The sequence below is a fragment of the Campylobacter sp. CNRCH_2007_0968H genome, assembly GCF_025773245.1.
Classification (GTDB): domain Bacteria; phylum Campylobacterota; class Campylobacteria; order Campylobacterales; family Campylobacteraceae; genus Campylobacter_D; species Campylobacter_D lari_D.
Genome location: NZ_JAKMTQ010000007.1, coordinates 53,487 through 75,980 on the forward strand (window position 1 = coordinate 53,487; position 22,494 = coordinate 75,980).

Below are 22,494 nucleotides of genomic sequence, written 5' to 3' on the forward strand. Positions count from 1 at the left end.
TTAAAATACTATATTATAGGTATTTTTAAATATATTTCACTTATGTATAAACAGATAAATATAAAAGTTTGAAAATTATAGTTTTCAATACAAAATATATATAATTTCAATATTTTACTATTTATCATATAATTTTACATATATATTAAGTTTAAGTTAAAATATTTTTATAGACTAAAAAAGTTAAAATGATGAGTAAAAAAAGAAATTAATACAAAAGTTTAACTTGTGTGGAGTTTTTGATTTTATTTGGATTTTTGAATCAATCTTGAAAGTTGTTTTGCTAAAAGTTTAGCACTATTTTCATTTTTGCTAAGTTTTTTCATATTTTCTCTAAATTCGTAAAGTCTTTTTTCTTGTGTAAAGTCATTATTTAAAGTATTATCTTGTTTTGAAATATTGTTTTGTTTTACTTGCTTTTGCGCGGTTTTTTTCTTAAAAAACATATCATCACCCTATCTTTGTTTTTATAATTATAGCTTGATATTTTTTAAGTAAGATTTTTTTATAATTTTTATATTAATTTTAAAAGGAAAAAAATTGAAAACCATAGGTTTAATAGGCGGAATGAGTTATGAAAGCACACTTAGTTATTATGAAATTATCAATAAATTAATAAATGAAAAATTAGGAAAATTACATAGTGCTAAGATAGTTTTAACTAGCGTTGATTTTGAAGAAATAGAAGAATGTCAACGAAAGAATGATTGGCAAAAAGCAAGTGAAATTTTAACCCAACATGCCCTACTTTTGCAAAAAAGTGGAGTTGATTTTATATTAATTTGCACTAATACTATGCATAAATGTTATGAAAATATACAAAAAAACATTCAAATTCCTATCTTACATATAGCTAAAGCTATGCTTTTAGAACTTCAAGAGCAAAATATCGATAAAGTATTGTTATTAGGGACAAAATACACTATGCAAGAAGATTTTTATAAACAACTTTTAATTAACTCAAAGATTGAAGTTTTTATTCCCAAAAATGATGATATTTTAAAGCTTAATGATATTATTTTTAATGAACTTTGCAAAGGTATTATAAATGAAAAATCAAAAAGATATTTATGTGATTTGATTGCTCAATTTTCGGAGGTTCAAGGAGTGATTTTGGGTTGTACTGAACTTGGTTTGATTATAAAAGAAAGCTCTAAAAAGCTATTTGATAGTGCATATATCCATGCTAAAATGGCTACTTTGAAAGCTTTGGAGAATGAGTGATGAAATATCCTCTAGATTGTGAAGAAAATTTTGAAAGGTCATTTTTATTTTGGCTTTGTAGATATGTGAAATTTAAGCTTAATTCTTTATCAAATAAGGAATTAAAAGACCCTCAAGCTTTGGCTGTAGTAAATTTAGCCTTAAGCAAGGGTGTTAAAAATATACAAGAGCTTGATGCTTATGTAAAAAAAGCAAGAAATGCAGGACTTAGCGGTGTAAATACGTATTTTAATCCTTTGAAAAAACTTTATGAGTATTTGTTATTTTACAAGCTTTATTCGCTAAAACAAATCGATGAAGAGCTTTTAGTAGAAATTTTAGCAAGTATTAGTGCTTCTTTGTCTGATGCGAGTAAGAAAAACTACCGTATAGCTGTGATTAATTTTTTTGCATTTTTAGATAAACAAAATGAAGAAGATCAAAAGGCACACATTTTTGATATTAATCTTAAAAATTGGGCAGGTGTAAGTGGTTCTAAGGGAGTTAAGCTACCTGAGTATATGAGTGAAGATGAAGTGAGTAAATTTTTAGATGCTATTGACAATACAGATTTTAAAAGTAATACCATACGCAATCGCTTGATTATTAAAATCATCATTTTTACAGGAATTAGGGTTAGTGAAGCTATTAATATAAAATTAAAAGATATTAGTGAAGAAAATGATCTTTATATTATACGCATTAGAGCTAAAGGTAATAAATACCGCGTTGTGATGATTAAAAAAGAGCTTATAGAACATCTTTTAAAAGATGTAAAGGTAAATTATCTTTCTTATGATGGACTTTTATTTGTCAATCGCAATGGCAAAGCCCTAACCCAAGCTTATGTTTCGCGTATAGTAGAACAAATTTTATTTAAAGCAGGAATTCGCAAGCAAAAAAATGGAGCCCATATGCTAAGACATACCTTTGCTACCCTGCTTTATAAAAAACAAAAAGATTTAGTTTTAGTCCAAGAAGCACTAGGGCATGCGAGTTTAAATACTTCAAGAATTTATACGCACTTTGATAATGAAAAGCTAAAATTAGCTGCAGAGGTAGCCAAAAAACTTCACGATAGAACCTAGATAGTTTTATCTAGTATTTTTTAATCACTTATTCTTAGTGTTTTTTGGCATTTAAAAACACACTAAGAATGATCAAAGCAAAAGCAAAAAGATCAATCACGCTATAAATAGTTCCTAAAAATAAAAAACTCATAAAAGCAGCAGCCACAGGTTCTATACAAGCTATCATACTAGCTTTAAAAGCTCCTATTAATTCAACTCCTTTTAAATATAAACAAAAAGCCCCTATTGTGCCTATAAATACAATCCCACTCATAGCCAAAAAGGAATTTAAAGAAAAATCATGTTTTGGGATATTTCCTTGTAACAATACAAAAAGCAAAAAAGAAGCAAATAAACTAGCTAAACCCATGATTAAAAATAAGCCATATTTTGCTATGATAAGCCTAGCACTCAAAGAATAAAACGCTACTCCAAGAGCTCCAAAAAAAGCCCAAATAACACCTCTTATATCAAGTTTTAATGTATTAATATCCCCATTTGTTATAAGTAAAAATAAGGCAAAAAGTATTAAAAACAAAGCGATTAGCTCTATTTTTTTAGGAAAAATTTTATTTTTAAAACACATAAAAAGCATTATGATTAATGGTGCGTTGTATTGTATCATTGTGGCAGTTCCTGCATCGGTATAATAAATAGCTTTAAAATAACCATATTGAGTTATCAATAAACCAAAGATAGAAAAAATTAAAAGAGAGCTAAGTTCTTGTTTTTGCTTTAGTAGTTTTAGTTTGAAATTTTTTACACCCAAAATTATTAAAATAACGCCGGTAAAAAGCAAACGATAAAAACTTACCCATTCAGCAGAATAATGATTTTTAAACAAATACTCAGCCAAAACCCCACTTATGGCCCAAAATATCCCACCAAGTATGACTAGAAAAACTCCCAAAAAACACCTTTAATCTTATTAATTTATATAATATTTGTAGTAAAATATTATTATATCATTATGTATATATTTTAAGGAAAATTAATGACTTATTTAGAGATTGATGGTGTTGAAAAGTTAAATGGAGAAGTGATAATAAGTGGTGCAAAAAATGCAGCACTTCCTTTGATAGCTTCAAGTATTTTAGCTAAAAATGAAGTGCAAATTTCAAATTTACCAAATGTAGCAGATATTTGTACCCTACTTTCTTTGCTTGAAAATTTAGGGGCAAATTATACTTTTAAAGACAATTTTGCAAAAATAAATACAAAACACCTAAATAAAACCATAGCAAAATACGACATCGTGCGTAAAATGCGTGCCTCTATACTTACCTTAGGGCCTTTACTAGCTAGATTTGGAAATTGTGAAGTTTCTTTACCGGGAGGTTGTGCTATAGGCCAACGCCCTATTGATTTACACCTTTTAGCTTTAGAAAAAATGGGAGCTAATATTGAGATTAAACAAGGCTATGTAGTAGCTAGTGGAGGGCTTAGGGGTGCTGATGTGATGTTTGATAAAATCACTGTTACAGGCAGTGAAAATATCATTATGGCAGCAGCCCTAGCTCATGGTAAAACTAGACTTTTAAATGTTGCTAAAGAGCCTGAAGTAGTGCAACTTTGTGAGGTTTTAGCTAGAGCCGGGCTTGATATACAAGGCATAGGATCTTCTGAACTTGAAATTTATGGCACAAGTGGAGAACTTTTAGAATTTAAACCTTTTGAAATTATTCCTGATCGTATTGAAGCAGGAACTTATCTGTGTGCAGGAGCTATCACTAACTCAAAAATCACTCTAAAAAAAGTCAATGCAAGCCATCTTAGTGCAGTTTTGGCAAAGCTAGAGCAAATGGGTTTTAGCTTTGATATTAATGAAGATAGTATTGGTATAAATCCTGCTAAAGAAATCAAACCGGTTGAAATTTTAACTAGCGAATATCCAGGTTTTCCAACGGATATGCAAGCACAATTTATGGCTTTAGCTTTAAAAGCAAATGGTACAAGTATTATTGATGAGAGATTATTTGAAAATCGTTTTATGCATGTAAGTGAGCTTTTAAGAATGGGAGCTGATATAAGATTAAACGGGCATATTGCTACTATAAATGGCACTAAAGAGCTTTTGGGGGCTGATGTTATGGCTACTGATTTGCGTGCGTCTTCTGCTTTGATTTTAGCGGCTTTAGCAGCTAAAGGAACTAGTAAAATTCATAGAATTTATCATCTTGATAGAGGATATGAAAATTTAGAAGAAAAATTTAAAAAACTAGGTGCAAGTATAAGAAGGCTTGAAGAATGAGAGATATTTTTGCAACTTTAAATTTTTTAAAAGAACAAATCAAAGCAAAAAATGAATTTCAAAAAGTAAATTTGACGCAAGCTTTGGGGTGTATTTTATATGAAGATGTTTTTGTGAAAAAAAACCTACCCGCTTTTGATAATTCTGCCCTAGATGGTTATGCACTAAATTATGCACATAAGAATGAATTGCTAAAAATAAAAGGAAGCATTTTAGCAGGCGATAAAAATGATTATATTTTAGAAAAAAATGAATGCTATAAAATTATGACAGGAGCTAAAATTCCTCAAAATGCAAATACTATTTTAATGTTTGAAGAAGCTTTGCTTGAAGATGAAAAGCTCAATGCCAAAAACGCTAAAGAAAACAATGCCATCCGTTTTAAAGGCGAGGAAGCAAAGCTTGGAGAGCTTTTGTTTAAAAAGGGACAAAAAATCACTTCAGGTATGATAGCTATGCTTGCTGCTCAAGGAATTTATGAGTTAAATGTCGTTAAAAAATTGCGTGTTGGGATTTTTTCAAGTGGAGATGAGCTTGTAGAACCTTGGGAAAATGCTGATGAATACAGCATATATAATGCAAATGCTTTTGGAATTTATGCTATTTTGCAAGATTATGCTGATGTTGAGTATTTAGGACTTATAAAAGATGATTTAAATGCATATAAAAAGCTTTTAGAAAATAAAGAATTTGATATGCTTATAAGCAGTGGTGGAGCTAGCGTGGGTGAGGCTGATTTTATCAAACAAGCTTTGCTTGAGTGTGATTTTAACCCTATTTTTGAAAAAGTAAATGCTAAACTTTGCAAGCATGTAAAACTTTTTAGCAAAAGCGATACGCTTTTTCTAGCCCTACCAGGAAATCCTTTAGCCTCTTTAGTTTCAACGCATATTTTTGCAAAAAATATACTCAATTTACTTTATGGTAAAGAACTTTTGGAAATTGATAAAGCAAGATTGACTAAAGATTTAAATTTCAAAGGTCAAAGAAATGATTTTGCTTTTGGAAAATTAGTCGATGGGTATTTTAAACCAAGTGAAGCTAAATTTGGCTCAGGTATGCTAAAACCTTTATGTGAAAACACGCATATTTTAATCACGCAAATTGATGATACAAAATTAGTAAAAGATCAAGAAGTTAAAGTTTTAAAAATTTAATAGGGTATTGCACTACCCTATTTTGAATGATTAACTTCTTGCTTTATCTAAAGTTTTAAAAAGATTGTTTAAGATATTTTCTTCATTTTTTTGGTATTTGCTTTGGCGTAATTTCTCCCAAGCATATACGCTATAATCTTTAGAAATTGAACCTATATTTAAATCTGTATTACTAAAAGCATTGTTGCTATCTTTTTTATACTCTTTTTCCTCTTTGTCTTTAAGTGCATTAAGTGTAGCTTGAAATTCATCTGAAGATGTGTTTTTTTCTTTGATTTTTGTCATATTGTTTAAGGCTAGCGGACTATTTTTATCATTTACTTGCATGAGTTGCTCCTTTTAAAATTTAATAATCACAAGCAAAAAACATTCCTTAATTTTAAAAACTTGACAATAAAATAAAGTTTTGATAAAATCACACTCTACTTTCAAAATGCGGGAATAGCTCAGGGGTAGAGCACAACCTTGCCAAGGTTGGGGTCGCGAGTTCGAATCTCGTTTCCCGCTCCACTTCTTTTAACTAAAATCAAACTTTTTTGATGTATTATATAATTAATATATTTTATATAAGAGGTTGCTGTATTGTTTTTTAAACAAATCATTCTAGTTTTATTTTTCTATACTTTAAGTTTTGCTTCGAATTTTGATGAAGTAAAATTAGCTTTGATTAAAGAATTTAAAATAAATTATCCGCAGTTAGAAATCATTTCTTTGGATCTTAACACTCAATCAAGTTTGCCTGCTGATTTTAATCAATATATTTTTTTAAAGCTAGGTAATCATAATTTTGATAGAGCCGATGGTTTTATAAAGGCTGAATTTAAAACTCCAGAGCAGTTTAAAAAAAATATATTTTTTAAGTATTTTTTAAAGGCAAAATTAGAAGTTTTGCAAACTACGCGTCCTATTTCGCGTAATGAAAATTTAAGTCCTGCTAGTTTTAAAATTTTAAAAATTCCTTTTGATAAAGCCCCTCAAGGTGTATTAAAAAAAGATGAAATCACAAATTTAATAGCCAAAAGCAATATAAGAGAAAATATGATTTTAAAATATAATATGTTTAAAACCAAAACCCTTATACAAAGAAATGATTCTGTTTATGGTATCATCAAAGATGGGGATTTAAGTATGATGATAGAATTAAAAGCCTTGCAAAGTGGGAATTTAAACCAAAGAATTCGCCTTAAAAATAAAGATGGAAAAGTCGTGCATGGTAAAGTTATTAGTAAAAATTATGTGGAGCTAAAATGAGAAAAATTTTAGTAGGTATTAGTGGAGCTAGTTCTTGCGAGCTTGGCTTTTTATTATTAAAACATTTAAAAGAAAAAGGACAAATTTATGCTATCGTGAGTAAAAATGCAAAAATAAGCTTTATAAAAGAAAATTCCCTTTTGCAAAATATAGACTTTTTGCAACACATAAAAGATAAATTTGAGCTTGAACATGTAAATTTTTTAGATAATGAAGACATTAGTCAATGCGTAGCAAGCGGATCTTTTGGCATAGAAACGACTTTTATCACACCTTGCTCGATTAATACTTTAGCAAAAGTTGCTTGCGGTATAAATGATACTTTACTTACAAGAGCTGCAGGAGTGGCTTTAAAAGAACGCAAAAAGCTCATACTTGGAGTAAGAGAAATGCCCTATTCTACTTTAAATTTAGAACAAATGGCTAAACTTTCTAGTTATGGAGTTATCATCGCTCCTCCTGTAATGGCAAGTTATGCTAAGATTGATAATTTAGAAAAATTATATGAATTTATCATAGGAAAATGGCTTGATTTAGCAAATATCGAGCATAATTTATACCAAAGGTGGCAATGATGGCTAGTTGTGTGTATCCAGGAACATTTGATCCTATCACTAATGGACATTTAGATGTTATCATTAGAGCTAGCAAGATGTTTGAAGAGGTGGTAGTTGCTATAGCTAAAAGTGAAAGCAAAAAGCCTATGTTTGGCTTGGAACATAGAGAAAAAATGGTAAAAATTGCTACAAAAGACTTAAAAAATGTTAAAATTACAACTTTTGATAACTTACTAGTAGATCTTGCTAAAAATTTGCAAATAAATATCATTATAAGAGGCTTAAGAGCGGTGAGTGATTTTGAGTATGAATTACAACTTGGCTATGCAAATCACATGCTTTGGGAAGATTTTGAAACTATATATCTTATGCCAAATTTAAAAAATTCTTTTATTTCAAGCTCCATAGTAAGATCAATTTGTGCCCATAATGGTGATGTGAGCAAGCTTGTGCCAAAAGAAATTATATCTTTATTAAAGGAGAGAGATTGTATATAGCTTTTGAAGGGGTTGATTGTGTGGGTAAAAGCACACAGATAGAACTTTTAAAAAAATATTTTCATAATGCATTTTTTACTAAAGAACCAGGTGGAAGTGAGCTTGGAGTGCATTTGAGAAAAATTTTATTAGAAAGCAAAATACATTTTTCTAAAAAGGCTGAGCTTTTGCTTTTTTTAGCAGATAGAGCAAATTTAATCGACATGCATTTAGCACAAAATAAAAACAAACTTATCATTTCAGATCGTAGTTTTATTTCTAATATGGCTTATGCAAGATGTGATTTTGATCAAAATATTTTATTTGAGTTAAATTCTTTCGCCACAGGTGGACTTTTTCCACAAAAGGTTGTGTTTTTGCATGGCTCTAAAGAGCTTATCGCACAAAGACTTTCTAAAAAAGATCTAGATAGTATTGAAAAAAGAGGGGTTGAATATTTTTTAAATATACAAAATGCCCTAGAAGAAACTTTAGAGTTTTTAAAAATTAAGATAGATATAAAAATTTTAAAATTAGATGCTTCTTTGAGTATTGAAATTTTACATGAAAAGATTAAGGAATTTATAGATGATTAATGCTTTAAAAGGAATGAAAGATTTACAAGATGATCAAGCTACTCTTTATGAAAAAGTGGTAAAAACTTGTGAAGAAGTAGCTAAAAACTATGGTTTTACTTTTATTAATTGTCCGCATTTAGAACTTACTAAGCTTTTTAAAAGAAGTGTTGGAGAAAGCTCTGATATAGTTGGCAAAGAAATGTATGAATTTGTTGATAAAGCAGGCAATGAAGTGTGTTTAAGGCCTGAAGGGACAGCTGGGGTGGTAAGATCATACATAGAAGCTAAAATGGACAAGGCTCAAAGTGTTAAAAGATGGTTTTACCATGGCTCTATGTTTCGCTATGAAAGGCCACAAAAAGGAAGATTGCGTGAATTTCATCAATTTGGAGTAGAAAGCTTTGGTGTAGCAAGTGTATATGAGGATGCGAGTATTATTTTAATGCTAAATGAAATTTTTAAACGCTTAGAAATTCATACAAGCTTGAAAATTAATTCTTTAGGCTGTAAAGAATGTATGGGTGTATATAAAGAAAAACTCATAGCTTTTTTAAATTCTAAAGAAGGTTTTTGCGAAGATTGCTTAAGAAGAAAAGACTTAAATCCTATTAGAGTGCTTGATTGCAAAAATGATCATTGTCAAAGTTTAATCGAAAATGCACCAAAACTAAGTGAAAATTTATGCTCATGTTGTAAGAAAGATTATGAAAAATTGCAAAAACTTTTAAAAGAAAATGATGTTGAATTTGAATGTGATGAAAAATTAGTGCGTGGGCTTGATTATTATTCTAAAAGTGCATTTGAGTTTGTTAGCGATGAAATCGGTGCAAAAGCTGCCGTAGCAGGTGGTGGAAGATATGATAGATTGATTGAATATTTAGATGGTAAAAGTGGCTATGGTGTGGGTTTTGCTATGGGTATAGAAAGGATTATGGCTATTTTAGAGCAAAAACAAAGCGTAAAACCAAGAGAAGGAATTTATCTTTGTGCTATGGATGAAGCTTATATAGATACTATTTTTAAATTAGCAAATACTTTAAGAAAAAAACATAAGGTATATTTAAGCTATGAAGCAAAAAAACTTGCAAAGCATTTAAACCAAGCAGATAATGCTAATGCTGAAATCTTTTTGTGTATAGGCGAAGATGAAATGCAAAAAGAAGAGATTTTTTATAAAAATTTAGATAGTAAAGAAAATAAAAATATAAAATTAGCAAATTTGGAGAATGAGTTATGATTGATTATGGTATTAATATTTGGGGTGCAAATAATTTTATCATTGAAAATGGCAAAGTATGTGTAAATCATGGTAAAAAACCTGCCATTATAGATATAGTAAATACTTTGCGCGATGATGGTTATAAGGGGCCATTGTTGCTTCGTTTTCCTCATTTAATCCATAAGCAAATTGAGCAAATTTATAATAAATTTGCTAAAGCAAAAAAAGAATTTAACTATAAAGGTTCTTTTAACGCTGTATATCCTTTAAAAGTCAATCAATATCCAGGTTTTGTAAAAAATTTAGTTAATCTAGGTAAAGAATACAACTATGGCTTAGAGGCAGGAAGTAAGGCCGAGCTTTTACTAGCTATGGCTTATAATAATGAAAGTGCTCCTATAACAGTTAATGGCTTTAAAGATAAAGAACTCATAAATATGGGCTTTATAGCGTGTGAAATGGGTCATAATATCACTTTAACTATGGAAGGACTTAATGAGCTTGAAGCGATGATTGAAATTGCTAAAAATCGTTTTAAGCCAAAGCCAAATATAGGTTTAAGAGTGCGTTTGCATTCAGCTGGAGTAGGAATTTGGGCAAAAAGTGGTGGTATAAATTCAAAATTTGGTTTAACATCCACTGAGCTTATTGAAGCGGTAAATCTTTTAAAAGCTAATAAACTTTTAGAGCAATTTACTATGATACATTTTCATTTAGGCTCACAAATTACTGAAATTCATCCTTTGAAAAAAGCTCTAAATGAAGCGGGTAATATCTACACCGAGCTTAGAAAAATGGGGGCAAAAAATTTAAAAGCTATTAATCTTGGTGGAGGTTTAGCGGTAGAATACTCTCAGTTTAAAAACGAAACAAGCAGAAATTACACCTTAAGTGAGTATGCAAACGATGTTGTGTTTATTTTAAAAGGTATTGCAGAACAAAAAAAAGATTTAGAGCCTGATATTTTTATAGAAAGTGGGCGTTTTGTAGCAGCTAATCATGCTGTTTTAGTAGCACCTGTTTTAGAGCTTTTTTCTCAAGAATACACAGAAAGCAAGCTTTTATTAAAAGATAAAAACCCAAAACTTATTGATGAACTTTATGATTTGTATAAAAACATTAAAGCTTCTAATGCACTTGAGTATTTACATGATAGCATTGATCATATGGAGAGTATTTTAACCTTGTTTGATTTGGGTTATGTAGATTTACAAGATCGCTCAAATAGTGAAATTTTAGTACATTTGATTATGAGAAAAGCTATTTCTTTGGTGGGTGATCAAGCTGATTTATCGAGTTTGCAAAATGAAGTGCAAGAAAAATATTTAGTGAATTTTTCAGTATTTCAGTCTTTACCTGATTTTTGGGGTTTAGAGCAAAATTTCCCTATCATGCCACTTGATAGACTCAATAAAAAGCCAACTAGAAGTGCAAGTATATGGGATATAACTTGTGATAGCGATGGAGAAATTTCTTATTCTAAAGATAATCCTTTGTTTTTACATGATATTGATGTAGAAGCTGAAGATTATTTTTTAGGATTTTTCCTAGTGGGAGCTTATCAAGAAGTGCTTGGCATGAAGCATAATCTTTTTACACATCCAACTGAAGCTTGTATAAGTATTAATGAAAAGGGTTTTGAAGTAGAAAGCGTGCTAGAGGCTCAATCTATTTTAGATACCTTAGAAGATCTTGATTATGATGTGCATGCAATTATGGACAATATTAATGAAAAAATTTATGCTTCAAAACTTGTAAATGAAAATCAAAAAAAACATATTTTGGGTGAAATTTATTTATTTTTAAATGATAATGGATACTTAAAAAGTATAGGTTCTAAATGAGTATTTTTAAACTAATCAAAGAAGATTTTTCTATGCCAAAACAAAAAGATCCTGCATATAGATCTTGGGTGGAATTAGTTTTTAACTATCCTGGTGTTTGGGCTGTGGTAAATTATCGTTTTGCGCATTTTTTTTATATCAAAAATTATAAACGCATAGCAAGAATGATTAGTGGAATTTCTCAGTTTTTAACAGGGGTTGATTTGCATCCTGGAGCTACGCTAGGTAGAAGGATATTCATAGATCATGCAATAGGTGTGGTAGTAGGTGAAACAGCTATAATTGGTAATGATGTGATTATCTATCAAGGAGTAACCTTAGGTGGCACAAGTTTAGATAAAAATACCAAAAGACATCCTACTATAGAAGATGGTGTGATCATAGGCTCTGGGGCTAAAATTTTAGGTAATATTACCATAGGTAAAAATGCAAAAATAGGTTCAAATGCAGTTGTATTAAAAGATGTTGGGGCAAATTTAACAGCTATTGGTATACCTGCTTATATTAAAGAATTTCAAATAAGCCAAAAAGAGAGAATTCAAAAACTAGAGGAAAGAATTAAATTTTTAGAAGAAAAACTAAATAAAGAGGACAAATGATAGCAATTACAGGTGGAGGCACGGGAGGACATTTGGCTATAGCTAGATGTTTATTGCAAAGTGCAAGAAAACAAGGCGTAGAATGTATTTACATAGGAAGTGAAAATGGCCAAGATAGACTTTGGTTTGAAAATGAAAATGGTTTTTATAAAAAATATTTTCTAAGCTCTCAAGGCGTTGTTAATAAAAAAGGCTTAGCTAAAGTTCAATCATTTTTACATATTTTAAAACTTGCAAGAAAAACAAAACAAATTTTAAAAGAACATAATATTAAAGCAGTTTTTAGTGTGGGTGGATATAGCAGTGCTCCAGGCGCTTTTGGTGCTTTAATGGCAAATACTCCACTTTTAATCCATGAGCAAAATTCAAAAATAGGAAGTTTAAATTCACTTTTAAAACCTTTTTCTAAAGCTTTTTTTACTGCTTTTGATGATCAAATTAACAAAACAAATACTTTCTTTTGTCCTTATCCTATTAGCGAGATTTTTTCTCAAAAAGCAAGAGTGAGAAAAGAATTAAAAAATATTATTTTTCTTGGTGGCTCTCAAGGGGCTAAATTTATTAATGACCTTGCTTTAGAAAATGCTTTATACTTTAAAGAAAAAGGTATAAATATCATTCATCAATGTGGTAAGAATGATTATGAAAGATGTAAAAAAGCTTATGAGGATTTAAATGTCAAAGTAGAGCTTTTTGATTTTGATAAAAACATTATGGATAAAATTTCTAAAGCAGATTTAGCTATATCAAGATCAGGTGCAAGTAGTCTTTTTGAACTTAGTGCAAATTTACTTCCTTGTATTTTTATTCCTTATCCATATGCGGCTAAAAATCATCAATATTTTAATGCTTTGTATTTAAAAGAGCGTAATTTATGTGAAATTTTAACCCAAGAAGAAAAACATCAATTTTTAAATTTGGTAGAAAATTTCTCACTAGAAGAAAAATCTATAGCCTTGCAAGGATTAAAAAGTGAAAATGGCGCAGATTTTATGATAGAAAAAGCAAAACAAATGGGGTTTATTTAAATAAAATACTCCCCAAACGCACCATATTTGAACCACATTTTATAGCTAGTTCAAAATCCCCACTCATACCCATAGAGCAAATTTTTGCCCCGTGTTTTTGTAAAATTTCATAGATTCTAAAAGTTTGCTCAAAGCTTTCTTGAACTTTTTCCTCATCCATAGAGCCTATACACATAATGCCTGTAAGGTTTAAATTTTTACACTCTTCTTGTATTTGTAAATACTCTTCTATGGCCTTATTTTGCTCTATACCACTTTTAGAACTTTCATTAGCAGTATTGATTTCTAATAAAGTATCTAATTTATAATCAAGTCTTTTATCTACGGCTTTGGCGATTTTTAAGCCATTGCAAGATTGCCAAAGTAATGGGTTTTGTTTGATTAAAAGATTGATTTTGTTACTTTGAAGATTGCCTATAAAATGCCATTTGATTTCTAAATCTTGAAGTTTTTCTTTTTTTAAAGCTAAAGCTTGGACTTGATTTTCTCCAAACTCTACAACACCTTGCTTAAAAAGCTCTCGAATTTGTTCATCTTGAACATACTTGCTAGCTGCTACTAAACGCACATTTTGTTTTATGGTTTTTTCAAAAATACTTTTTAAATTCATCTTTTCCTACATCAATTCATATAATTTTTTACGCTCACTTGAGCTTCCTATACCAAGTTGCATACGATATTTAGTGATAGTCCTACGCCCTAGTTGCACACTTGGGAATTCTTTTTGAGTGAGTTCAAGAATTTTCAAATCACTCAAAGGTTTTTTAGGATTTTCTTTTTTAATTAAATTACTAAGAAAATCTTTGATTGTAGCATTAGAAGTTTCGCCATCATCAACTGCGGTAGTAAAGAAAGATTTTAAAGGTATTAAACCTCTATCACAACTTAAGTATTTGTTTGCAATTGCCCTTGAAATAGTAGAAGCATTTCTTTCAAGATCTTGTGCTAAATCTTTAAGCTGCATAGGTTTGATGTCCCCACCCATGAAAAAATCATATTGATATTCTATAATCATAAGCCCTAGTTTATAAAGGGTAGCTTTACGCATAGCTAATGCATCGATTAAATTTTTTGCATCTTTTAAATAAGCACTTAAAAACTCATGATCTAAACCATCTGCTTCAAAAGCAATTTCAGGATAATAATCATCATTAATTTTAATTTTAATTTCACCATTTTCTTGATAAATAAATATATCAGGAATGATTTCCATGCTCTCTTCAAAATACTCCAAAAAAGGTGGAATGGAGATTTTTTTAATTATAGCTATAGCCTTTTTATACAAAGGATCTTTGATAAAATCTTTTGCATTTTCTAAATTTAAAATTAACATTTTGCAAAACTCATAAAGCTCATCATCTAAGTCAAAATGTTCTAGTGCAAAAATAAAAGCTTCTTGATTGTCTTTTGCACCTACTCCAATAGGCTCAAGATACTTAAATCTTTGTCTGATTTTTTCTACTTCTAAAGGATCAAATTCACCTAAAATTTCTTCATCATATTCAAAATAACCTTCATGATTTAAACATTCTATGATTTTTTCAGCAATGGTTTGGGATTTTTTAGTAGGAAAAAATGGTGGTATGATTTGCTCGCTTAAAAGTTCATATACATTTTTTACTTCCAAGCTTTTTACATCAATCATTTGCGTAGTGGTATTTTTACTAAAATACTCTTGATAATACTTGTTTTGATTGTTTGTAATGCTTGAGTTTTCTTTGATCTCTATAAAAGGATTTTCTTTAGCAAATTCATCTAAACTTTCTTTTAGATCTTCAATATTAGCTTGCAATATAGGAAGCCAAGATCTTAAGGTTTGTGATAGTTTTGCTTTTTGCGTTATAGAGGTTTTTTGTTTAAGCATTATTCAAGTCTAAACTCACTTCCAAGATAATATTTTTTAACATCTTCATTATGCGCAATTTCATTAGCATTACCACTAGCTAGCAACCTTCCGCTTCTAATCACATAGGCTCTATCGCAAATTGCTAAAGTTTCTCTTACATTATGGTCAGTGATTAAAACACCTATATTCATAGCTTTTAAATCATTAATCAAACTTTGAATTTCACTCACTGCGATAGGATCAACCCCAGCAAATGGTTCATCTAAAAGTAAAAATTTAGGATCACACATAAGTGATCTTGCGATTTCACAACGCCTTCTTTCACCCCCACTTAAGCTCATACCTTTTCTGTGCCTAATAGGCTCTATGCTAAGTAATTCTAGCATTTGTTCTATCTTTTGTTCTAATAAATTTTTATCCTTATATATTACTTGGGCGGCTAAAAGTAAATTTTCTTCTACGCTTAAGTCTTTAAAAACACTACTTTCTTGAGGTAAATACCCAATGCCAAGCTTTGCTCTTTTATTAAGCGGTTCTTTTGTGATATCTTGTGAGTCTAAAAACACCTGTCCACTTGTTGGTAAAATAAGCCCACATATCATATAAAAACTCGTAGTTTTTCCTGCTCCATTAGGCCCTAAAAGTCCTACAACTTCTCCACTTTGCACTTCTAGCGAAACATCGTGTATGATTTTAGTTTTTTTAATGATTTTTTCTAAATTTCTAGCTTCTAGCTTACTCATGTATTATATACTTTCTTTTATTTTCATAAGGAATGATTTGTAAAATTATATTAAAAATTTGATATTTATCTAAATATTTTTTTAATTTTTCATCACCCCACTCTACCAAATGCAAACCATCTTCAAAAAAATTTTCAATCAAGCCATTTTTTAAAAGCCCATCAAAACCTTCTTGATAAATATCATAATGATACATTTTACCTTGTTGAAAATCATACTCTTGCATGATAGAAAATGTAGGAGAATTAAGCGTTTTTTCTACTCCAAGAAATTGAGCATAATTTTGTACTAAAGTAGTTTTACCGCTTGCTAAATCCCCTTGAAGTAAAATAACTCCATTTTTAGGTAAAATTTCACAAAGCTTATAAAGCTCATTTTGGCTTAAAATCATTTCTTTCATTGGATTTTTACCACATATTTTTCTTGCATAGCTTTTGGTATGCTTTTGGTTGTTGGTATATCTAAGACTTTATAGGTATTGGTATATTCTATAAATTTAATGCTTATTTCATCGCCAATTTTTACTTCTTTACTAGCTTTAACTACTTGATTATTTATACTTACTACACCACTTTTACACATATCTTCTGAAATAGCACGACGCTTAGTAATATTAACTACATTTAAAAATTTATCTATTCTCATAAAAATATTTTATCAAAAAATACAAGAAAATGTTATAAAATGTCTAAATATTTTACATTATATTAAGCTAAATTCGTTAAATTTTACAATCATTTTTTTACAAAGAGGAAAGACAATGAAAAAAGATATTAAAAAAGTAGTTTTAGCATATTCTGGCGGACTTGATACAAGTATAATTTTAAAATGGCTACAAGATGAGTATAAATGTGAAGTAGTAACTTTCACAGCAGATATTGGACAAGGCGAAGAGCTTGAACCTGCTAGAAAAAAAGCGCTTTCTTTGGGTGTAAAAGAAGAAAATATTTTTATTCAAGATTTAAAAGATGGATTTGTAAAAGATTATGTGTTTCCTATGTTTAGAGCAAATGCTATTTATGAAGGAGAATATTTACTAGGTACAAGTATAGCAAGACCTTTAATAACAAAAGCTTTAGTAGAAATAGCAAATAAAACAAAAGCAGATGCTATTAGTCATGGGGCAACCGGTAAAGGGAATGATCAAGTGCGTTTTGAATTAGGTGCTTTGGCGCTAAATCCAAATTTAGCCATCATTGCTCCTTGGAGAGAATGGGATTTAAATAGCCGTGAAAAACTTTTAGCTTATGCGCAAAAACATGGTATTGATATAGCTAAAAAGCCAGGTAAGTCACCTTATTCTATGGATGCAAATTTATTGCATATTTCTTATGAGGGTTTAGTACTTGAAGATCCTGCTGCTAAACCTGAAGCGGATATGTGGCGTTGGGTGAAAGATTTAAAAGAAACTCCAAATGAAAGCGAAGTGATAGATCTTGAGTTTAGTAAAGGCGATTTATGTGCTATTAATGGAGAAAAAATGTCTCCTGCGCAGCTTTTAGCAAAACTTAACGAGCTTGGTGCAAAACATGGTATAGGTCGTCTTGATATTGTCGAAAATCGCTATGTGGGTATGAAAAGTAGAGGTTGTTATGAAACCCCAGGTGGAAGCATACTTTTAAAAGCACACCGTGCTATAGAAAGTATCACTCTTGATAGAGAAGCAGCACATTTAAAAGATGAATTAATGCCAAAATATGCAAGTTTAATTTATAATGGCTATTGGTTCTCGCCTGAAAGATTAATGCTTCAAGCCTTAATTGATGAGTCGCAAAAATATGTAAATGGTAAAGTTAAACTTGAATTATATAAAGGTAATGTAATGGTAATAGGCAGAGAAAGTGCGAATGATAGCTTATTTAGCGAGGCTTATTGTACTTTTGAAGAAGATGCTGTGTATGATCAAAAAGATGCAGCAGGCTTTATAAGATTAAATGCTTTGAGATTTATCATCGCAGGTAAAAATGGAAGAAAATTTTAAAAAGGAAAACAATGAAAGTATTATTAATTAAAGATGTAAAAAGCTTAGGAAAAGCAGGAGAAGTTAAAGAAGTAAAAGATGGATATGGACAAAATTTTTTAATTGCCAAAGGTTTTGCCAAAGCTGCTACGCATGAAGTTTTAAAACAATATGAAGCAGAGCAAAAGAAAAAGGCTGAAAATTTAAGATTTGAACTTGCAAATTTGGAAAAATTAAAAGAGGAATTATCTAAAATCACTATTTGTATAGCTAAGCCTGTAGGAGCTAATGGAAGCTTGTTTGGTGGGGTTACTAAAGATGAAATCGCACATGCATTAAAAGATCAAAAAGGTATAGAGCTTGATAAAAAAAGCTTAGAATGTGATACTATAAAAGAGCTTGGTGTGCATGAAATTTCAGCAAAATTAGGCCATGCAATTCACGCTGTATTTAAGCTAGAAGTTAAAGGAGAATAATGTTTCACGCAACTACAATTTTAGCTTATAAAGGTAAAAATAAATCTGTAATTGGTGGAGATGGACAAGTAAGTTTTGGAAACACTGTTTTAAAAAACAATGCAGTTAAAATTAGAAAATTAAACAATGGAGAAGTATTAGCAGGTTTTGCAGGAAGCACCGCTGATGCTTTTAATCTTTTTGATATGTTTGAAAAACTACTTTCTAGTTCTAAGGGTGATTTATTAAAAGCTGCAATAGATTTTTCAAAAGAATGGCGTAAGGATAAATACCTAAGAAAACTTGAAGCAATGATGTTGGTATTAGATAGAGATCATATATTTTTACTTTCAGGAACTGGAGATGTAGTTGAGCCTGAAGATGGTGCTATAGCCGCTATTGGTAGTGGGGGTAATTATGCACTTTCTGCTGCAAGAGCTTTAGCCAAACATTCAAATTTAGATGAAGAAGAATTAGTCAAAGAAAGCTTGCAAATAGCTGGTGAAATTTGCATTTATACTAATACAAATATTAAAACTTATGTAATTGAGGATGATAAATGAATTTAACTCCAAAAGAGATTGTAAAATTTTTAGATGATTATGTAATTGGACAAAAAAATGCCAAAAAAATCATAGCAATTGCTTTAAGAAATCGTTATAGAAGAATGCAGCTTAGCCCTGAACTTCAAGATGATATCATGCCAAAAAATATTTTAATGATAGGATCAACTGGGGTTGGTAAAACAGAGATTGCAAGACGCCTTGCTAAGATGATGGGACTTCCTTTTGTAAAAGTTGAAGCAAGTAAATATACTGAAGTTGGTTTTGTTGGGCGTGATGTAGAAAGCATGGTTAGAGATTTAGCTAATGCTGCTTTAAATTTAGTAAAAAACGAAGAAAAAGAAAAAAATAAAGACAAAATTAATGAATTTATAGAAAATAAAATTTTAGAAAAACTTTTACCACCTTTACCAAAGGGTGTTAGTGAAGAAAAACAAGAAGAGTATCAAAATTCTTTAGAAAAAATGCGCGTGAAATTAAAAGCTGGTGATTTAGATGATAGCACAATAGAAGTTGAAATTTCACAAAGCGTGTTTGATGCTAATCCAAATTTACCACCTGAAATGGGTGCTATGCAAGATATAGTAAAAGTTATTGGCGTGGGTAATAAAAAAGTTAAAAAAGAAATGAAAGTAAAAGATGCAAGAATAGCTTTAGCTCAAGAAGCAAGTGAAAAAATTCTTGATATGGAAAGTATTAAAGGCGAGGCTTTAAGAAGAGCTGAAAATGAAGGGATTATTTTTATTGATGAGATAGATAAAGTAGCAGTTTCAAGCTCAAATTCAAACCGCCAAGATCCAAGCAAAGAAGGAGTGCAAAGGGATTTGCTTCCTATAGTTGAAGGTAGTACTATACAAACTAAATTTGGACCTTTAAAAACTGATCATATTTTATTTATCGCAGCAGGTGCTTTTCATTTAAGCAAGCCAAGTGATTTAATCCCTGAACTTCAAGGGCGTTTTCCTTTAAGGGTTGAGCTTGATTCGCTAGATGAGGATGCTTTATATGCTATTTTAACAAGACCTAAAAATTCATTACTAACACAATACATTGAGCTTTTAAAAACCGAAAATGTAGAGCTTGTTTTTGAAGATGAGGCTATTAGAGAAATAGCAAAAATAGCAAGCAAGGCTAACGAAGAAATGCAAGATATTGGTGCAAGACGCTTACACACGGTGGTGGAAAAACTTTTGGAAGATATTAGTTTTGAGGCAGATGAATATGCTGGAAAAGTTTATAAAATAGATGATTTTAAAGTGCAAGTTAAACTTGGAGATATCATAGAAAATAAAGATTTAGCTAGGTATATCTTGTGAAAAGTGGCTTTATAAGCATAGTGGGTAGAACTAATGCGGGAAAAAGTTCTATCCTTAATTCTTTATTAGAAGAAAAAGTGGCTATGGTTTCTCATAAGCAAAATGCCACAAGAAGAAAGATTAATGCAATTATAATGCATGAGAATCATCAGCTTATTTTTATAGATACACCAGGCTTGCATGCAAGCTCTAAAGCTATGAATCAGCTTATGATTGATTTGGCGATTAAAAGCATTGCAGATTGTGATGTGATTTTATTTGTAGCTAGTATTTATGATGATATTAAAGATTATGAAAATTTTTTAAGTTTAAATCCTAAAGTGCCGCATATTGTATTAATCAATAAGGTTGATTTGGTAAAAAAAGAAGTCTTACTTAAAAAATTAAGCGAGTATTCTCAGTTTAACTCACATTTTAGCGCTATTATCCCCTATTCTGCTAAGCAAAAATTTTATAAAAAAATTCTCTTAGATGAGATGATTAAGTATTTGCCTGAACATCCGTATTATTTTGATCCTGAGTTTATTACTACCACAAATGAAAAGGATATCTATAGAGATTTTATTTTAGAAGCCATATATGAAAATTTAAGTGATGAAATTCCTTATAGCACTGAAGTAAAAATAGAAAAAATCAAAGAGCTTGAGCAAATTTATTATATTAACGCTATCATCATTACAGATAGTAATTCTCATAAAGGAATGATACTAGGTAAAGATGGAGCTACAATTAAGCGTATAGGTAAAGAAGCTAGGATGAAGATAGAAAAATTAGCGCAAAAAAAGGTAATGTTAAAATTGTTCGTTCAATTAGAAAAAAATTGGCATAAAAACGAGCAAAATCTCAAAAAAATCCTTTATGATGAGTAAAAAAATCATCAAAAAAGATTTTCTTACTTATGAAAAACTTTTATATGTAAAACTTGCAAATCCTATTAGTGAAGATGAAATCTTAAAAAAGAGCTTTGAGGAACTTGGTCTTAAAGATGATTTTTCATATGAGCTAAAGTATTTTCAAGATAAATCTTTTACTCATGTATTTTTGTGTAAATATGAAGATATTTTAGATGTTGATTATGTAATCCCAGAACCCCTGCTCTTTGAAGTGTATTTTAGGAATGATACAAATAGTGAAAATCTTGCATTATTATTTAAGAAAAAATACATAGTTTTAGTGGAGTATTTGGGATGTGAATTTCAAAATTGCAAAGTTATGCCATTAAATACTTATAGTAAAATATATGATGAAAAATTAAAAAATACATATAAAAACATCATAAGTATAGACGATACTCAAAATCTTAGCAGTTTTGATAAATTTAATAGTAATACTTTCTATCAAAAATTATTAAAAAAATATGATCGAGTTAAAATTAATTTTGCTAATAAAGCAAAAATAAATCATTTAAAATCTTTTAGTTTTAAAATTTTATTAGCTTTTACATGCGGGATTTTACTAGCCTTAGTTTATCCTTTGTATTTATATACGCAAAAATCATTTTATGAAAAAGAAAAAATAAAATATGAAAATTTAATCAAAAATCAAGATGATATCTTAGAGCAAGCAAAAATAAATCAAAAACAAAATCAAGAAGTTGAAAAATTACAAGAAAAAAATGAACAAAAAGTTGATTTGTTACAAAAATTTTATGCAAATACGCTCTGCTATAAGGATTTTTATAATTTTTTAAAAGTCTTAAATTCTCATCAAAGTTATATAGAAGCTTTATATATAAAAAATAATGATTTTATCATAAAGCTTAATAAAGATTATGATTTTTATGATGATTTTAAAAAATATCATTTTGTGTTAAAAAATAAAGAGATTAACGATGAAAAAATTACTCTTGTTTTTGAAAAATCTTTATGAAAATTTAGAAAATATCTTTACGAGATTATCTAAACGCGAATTTATATTGACTTTGATAATGGCTTTTGTATTTGGTTTTTTTATAATCTATATGAGTATTTTTGAGTATTTTGAAAAACAAATGAAATTATCAAAAGATGAGTTATTTATTTTACAAGCAAAATATAAGCAAAAACAAGAATTGATTTCTGATTTTAAAGATGAAAAATTGCAATCTTTTGATAATGAAATATCCTTAGAAGAAAATAAAGATTATCAAAGTGTTTTAAAAAATATAGAAAAAAATCTCACTAAAGTAAGGTTTTTACAAATCCAAAGTCATGAAAGTCAAGATCAGTATTTTACTTATTATGATTTAAGATTGAGTTTTAATGGTGATTTTTATTTCTTAATGCAATTTTTACAAGAACTAGATCCTTATATAAAAGTCAAAAATTTAGAGCTTGTAAAATATGAAAATGAATTAAAAATTACATTAAATCTTATTTTTACTCTAGTATAAAAATGAT

At 29.5% G+C, this 22,494-nt stretch carries 27 protein-coding genes and 1 tRNA gene; 20 read left to right on the forward strand and 8 right to left on the reverse strand.

Going from position 1 to position 22,494, the window contains the following annotated elements:
* Positions 1 to 245: 245 nt before the first annotated feature.
* On the reverse strand, positions 246 to 446 hold the full coding sequence (locus L8Y18_RS05225) for a molybdenum cofactor biosynthesis protein (RefSeq protein ID WP_263676401.1): 201 nt from the start codon (positions 444 to 446) through the stop codon (positions 246 to 248).
* A 94-nt stretch (positions 447 to 540) separates the two neighbouring features.
* On the opposite strand from L8Y18_RS05225, the gene L8Y18_RS05230 reads away from it, so the two are divergent.
* Positions 541 to 1,224, forward strand: a complete 684-nt coding sequence (locus L8Y18_RS05230; RefSeq protein ID WP_263662432.1) for an aspartate/glutamate racemase family protein — start codon at positions 541 to 543, stop codon at positions 1,222 to 1,224.
* Positions 1,224 to 2,291, forward strand: coding sequence for a tyrosine-type recombinase/integrase (locus tag L8Y18_RS05235; protein ID WP_263676402.1), 1,068 nt, complete (start codon positions 1,224 to 1,226; stop codon positions 2,289 to 2,291). Before L8Y18_RS05230 ends, L8Y18_RS05235 begins: the two co-directional genes overlap by 1 nt.
* A gap of 34 nt (positions 2,292 to 2,325) precedes the next feature.
* Here L8Y18_RS05235 and L8Y18_RS05240 read toward each other — a convergent pair whose 3' ends face one another.
* Entirely contained in the window at positions 2,326 to 3,183 is an 858-nt protein-coding gene (locus L8Y18_RS05240; RefSeq protein WP_263676403.1) for a DMT family transporter, read from the reverse strand.
* An 84-nt stretch (positions 3,184 to 3,267) separates the two neighbouring features.
* On the opposite strand from L8Y18_RS05240, the gene murA reads away from it, so the two are divergent.
* The gene (gene murA / locus L8Y18_RS05245) at positions 3,268 to 4,524 is read left to right on the forward strand and encodes a UDP-N-acetylglucosamine 1-carboxyvinyltransferase (protein ID WP_263659691.1); all 1,257 of its coding nucleotides are present in this window, start codon (positions 3,268 to 3,270) and stop codon (positions 4,522 to 4,524) included.
* Complete coding sequence (locus L8Y18_RS05250) at positions 4,521 to 5,681, forward strand: molybdopterin molybdotransferase MoeA (RefSeq protein WP_263659692.1); 1,161 nt, start codon at positions 4,521 to 4,523, stop codon at positions 5,679 to 5,681. Before murA ends, L8Y18_RS05250 begins: the two co-directional genes overlap by 4 nt.
* Before the next feature lie 30 nt (positions 5,682 to 5,711).
* On the opposite strand, the gene L8Y18_RS05255 is transcribed toward L8Y18_RS05250, so the two are convergent.
* On the reverse strand, positions 5,712 to 6,008 hold the full coding sequence (locus tag L8Y18_RS05255) for an invasion antigen C (RefSeq protein WP_039668370.1): 297 nt from the start codon (positions 6,006 to 6,008) through the stop codon (positions 5,712 to 5,714).
* 108 nt (positions 6,009 to 6,116) lie between these two features.
* Here L8Y18_RS05255 and L8Y18_RS05260 point away from each other — a divergent pair.
* From L8Y18_RS05260 to L8Y18_RS05300, 9 genes are all read left to right on the forward strand, one after another.
* Positions 6,117 to 6,191 (forward strand) — tRNA-Gly (locus L8Y18_RS05260).
* A gap of 72 nt (positions 6,192 to 6,263) precedes the next feature.
* Positions 6,264 to 6,932 (forward strand): flagellar basal body P-ring formation chaperone FlgA, encoded by a 669-nt coding sequence (flgA, locus tag L8Y18_RS05265; RefSeq protein ID WP_133318910.1) that lies wholly within the window; start codon positions 6,264 to 6,266, stop codon positions 6,930 to 6,932.
* On the forward strand, positions 6,929 to 7,507 hold the full coding sequence (locus tag L8Y18_RS05270) for a UbiX family flavin prenyltransferase (RefSeq protein WP_263659693.1): 579 nt from the start codon (positions 6,929 to 6,931) through the stop codon (positions 7,505 to 7,507). The genes flgA and L8Y18_RS05270 overlap by 4 nt, the downstream gene beginning before the upstream one ends.
* Positions 7,504 to 7,986 carry a pantetheine-phosphate adenylyltransferase gene (gene coaD, locus L8Y18_RS05275; protein ID WP_263676404.1) on the forward strand — a complete coding sequence of 161 codons (483 nt, stop codon included), beginning with the start codon at positions 7,504 to 7,506 and terminating at the stop codon, positions 7,984 to 7,986. Before L8Y18_RS05270 ends, coaD begins: the two co-directional genes overlap by 4 nt.
* Positions 7,977 to 8,561: a dTMP kinase gene (gene tmk, locus L8Y18_RS05280; RefSeq protein ID WP_263664685.1), complete on the forward strand. Its 585-nt coding sequence runs from the start codon at positions 7,977 to 7,979 to the stop codon at positions 8,559 to 8,561. The genes coaD and tmk overlap by 10 nt, the downstream gene beginning before the upstream one ends.
* Positions 8,554 to 9,780: a histidine--tRNA ligase gene (gene hisS, locus L8Y18_RS05285; protein ID WP_263664684.1), complete on the forward strand. Its 1,227-nt coding sequence runs from the start codon at positions 8,554 to 8,556 to the stop codon at positions 9,778 to 9,780. The genes tmk and hisS overlap by 8 nt, the downstream gene beginning before the upstream one ends.
* Positions 9,777 to 11,606: a biosynthetic arginine decarboxylase gene (gene speA / locus L8Y18_RS05290; RefSeq protein ID WP_133318906.1), complete on the forward strand. Its 1,830-nt coding sequence runs from the start codon at positions 9,777 to 9,779 to the stop codon at positions 11,604 to 11,606. The genes hisS and speA overlap by 4 nt, the downstream gene beginning before the upstream one ends.
* Positions 11,603 to 12,205 (forward strand): serine O-acetyltransferase, encoded by a 603-nt coding sequence (cysE, locus tag L8Y18_RS05295; RefSeq protein WP_133318905.1) that lies wholly within the window; start codon positions 11,603 to 11,605, stop codon positions 12,203 to 12,205. Before speA ends, cysE begins: the two co-directional genes overlap by 4 nt.
* Positions 12,202 to 13,233, forward strand: a complete 1,032-nt coding sequence (locus tag L8Y18_RS05300) for a UDP-N-acetylglucosamine--N-acetylmuramyl-(pentapeptide) pyrophosphoryl-undecaprenol N-acetylglucosamine transferase (protein WP_263676405.1) — start codon at positions 12,202 to 12,204, stop codon at positions 13,231 to 13,233. Before cysE ends, L8Y18_RS05300 begins: the two co-directional genes overlap by 4 nt.
* On the opposite strand, the gene L8Y18_RS05305 is transcribed toward L8Y18_RS05300, so the two are convergent.
* Genes L8Y18_RS05305 through L8Y18_RS05325 form a run of 5 tightly spaced genes read right to left on the reverse strand, consistent with a single transcriptional unit; the run spans position 13,226 to position 16,467 of the window.
* Positions 13,226 to 13,843, reverse strand: coding sequence for a YggS family pyridoxal phosphate-dependent enzyme (locus L8Y18_RS05305; RefSeq protein WP_263676406.1), 618 nt, complete (start codon positions 13,841 to 13,843; stop codon positions 13,226 to 13,228). The genes L8Y18_RS05300 and L8Y18_RS05305 overlap by 8 nt on opposite strands.
* Before the next feature lie 6 nt (positions 13,844 to 13,849).
* Positions 13,850 to 15,097: an RNA polymerase factor sigma-54 gene (locus L8Y18_RS05310; protein ID WP_263676407.1), complete on the reverse strand. Its 1,248-nt coding sequence runs from the start codon at positions 15,095 to 15,097 to the stop codon at positions 13,850 to 13,852.
* A complete protein-coding gene (lptB, locus tag L8Y18_RS05315) occupies positions 15,097 to 15,822 on the reverse strand; it encodes an LPS export ABC transporter ATP-binding protein (RefSeq protein WP_039618272.1) in 726 nt (241 codons plus the stop codon). The genes L8Y18_RS05310 and lptB overlap by 1 nt, the downstream gene beginning before the upstream one ends.
* Positions 15,815 to 16,222: a tRNA (adenosine(37)-N6)-threonylcarbamoyltransferase complex ATPase subunit type 1 TsaE gene (tsaE, locus tag L8Y18_RS05320; RefSeq protein ID WP_220566375.1), complete on the reverse strand. Its 408-nt coding sequence runs from the start codon at positions 16,220 to 16,222 to the stop codon at positions 15,815 to 15,817. The genes lptB and tsaE overlap by 8 nt, the downstream gene beginning before the upstream one ends.
* Complete coding sequence (locus L8Y18_RS05325) at positions 16,219 to 16,467, reverse strand: RNA-binding S4 domain-containing protein (protein WP_066007995.1); 249 nt, start codon at positions 16,465 to 16,467, stop codon at positions 16,219 to 16,221. Before L8Y18_RS05325 ends, tsaE begins: the two co-directional genes overlap by 4 nt.
* 115 nt (positions 16,468 to 16,582) lie before the next feature.
* Here L8Y18_RS05325 and L8Y18_RS05330 point away from each other — a divergent pair, with 115 nt between their 5' ends.
* From L8Y18_RS05330 to L8Y18_RS05360, 7 genes are read left to right on the forward strand one after another with little or no spacing between them, the layout of a single operon-like run.
* Positions 16,583 to 17,803: an argininosuccinate synthase gene (locus tag L8Y18_RS05330; RefSeq protein WP_263664680.1), complete on the forward strand. Its 1,221-nt coding sequence runs from the start codon at positions 16,583 to 16,585 to the stop codon at positions 17,801 to 17,803.
* 11 nt (positions 17,804 to 17,814) lie between these two features.
* Positions 17,815 to 18,258: a 50S ribosomal protein L9 gene (rplI, locus tag L8Y18_RS05335; RefSeq protein WP_039618280.1), complete on the forward strand. Its 444-nt coding sequence runs from the start codon at positions 17,815 to 17,817 to the stop codon at positions 18,256 to 18,258.
* Positions 18,258 to 18,800 (forward strand): ATP-dependent protease subunit HslV, encoded by a 543-nt coding sequence (gene hslV, locus L8Y18_RS05340; protein WP_263664679.1) that lies wholly within the window; start codon positions 18,258 to 18,260, stop codon positions 18,798 to 18,800. The genes rplI and hslV overlap by 1 nt, the downstream gene beginning before the upstream one ends.
* The gene (gene hslU / locus L8Y18_RS05345; RefSeq protein ID WP_263676408.1) at positions 18,797 to 20,116 is read left to right on the forward strand and encodes an ATP-dependent protease ATPase subunit HslU; all 1,320 of its coding nucleotides are present in this window, start codon (positions 18,797 to 18,799) and stop codon (positions 20,114 to 20,116) included. The genes hslV and hslU overlap by 4 nt, the downstream gene beginning before the upstream one ends.
* Complete coding sequence (era, locus tag L8Y18_RS05350) at positions 20,113 to 20,985, forward strand: GTPase Era (RefSeq protein ID WP_263662445.1); 873 nt, start codon at positions 20,113 to 20,115, stop codon at positions 20,983 to 20,985. The genes hslU and era overlap by 4 nt, the downstream gene beginning before the upstream one ends.
* Complete coding sequence (locus L8Y18_RS05355) at positions 20,975 to 21,985, forward strand: hypothetical protein (RefSeq protein WP_263664678.1); 1,011 nt, start codon at positions 20,975 to 20,977, stop codon at positions 21,983 to 21,985. The genes era and L8Y18_RS05355 overlap by 11 nt, the downstream gene beginning before the upstream one ends.
* Positions 21,948 to 22,487, forward strand: coding sequence for a hypothetical protein (locus tag L8Y18_RS05360; RefSeq protein WP_263659840.1), 540 nt, complete (start codon positions 21,948 to 21,950; stop codon positions 22,485 to 22,487). Before L8Y18_RS05355 ends, L8Y18_RS05360 begins: the two co-directional genes overlap by 38 nt.
* Positions 22,488 to 22,494 lie beyond the last annotated feature (7 nt).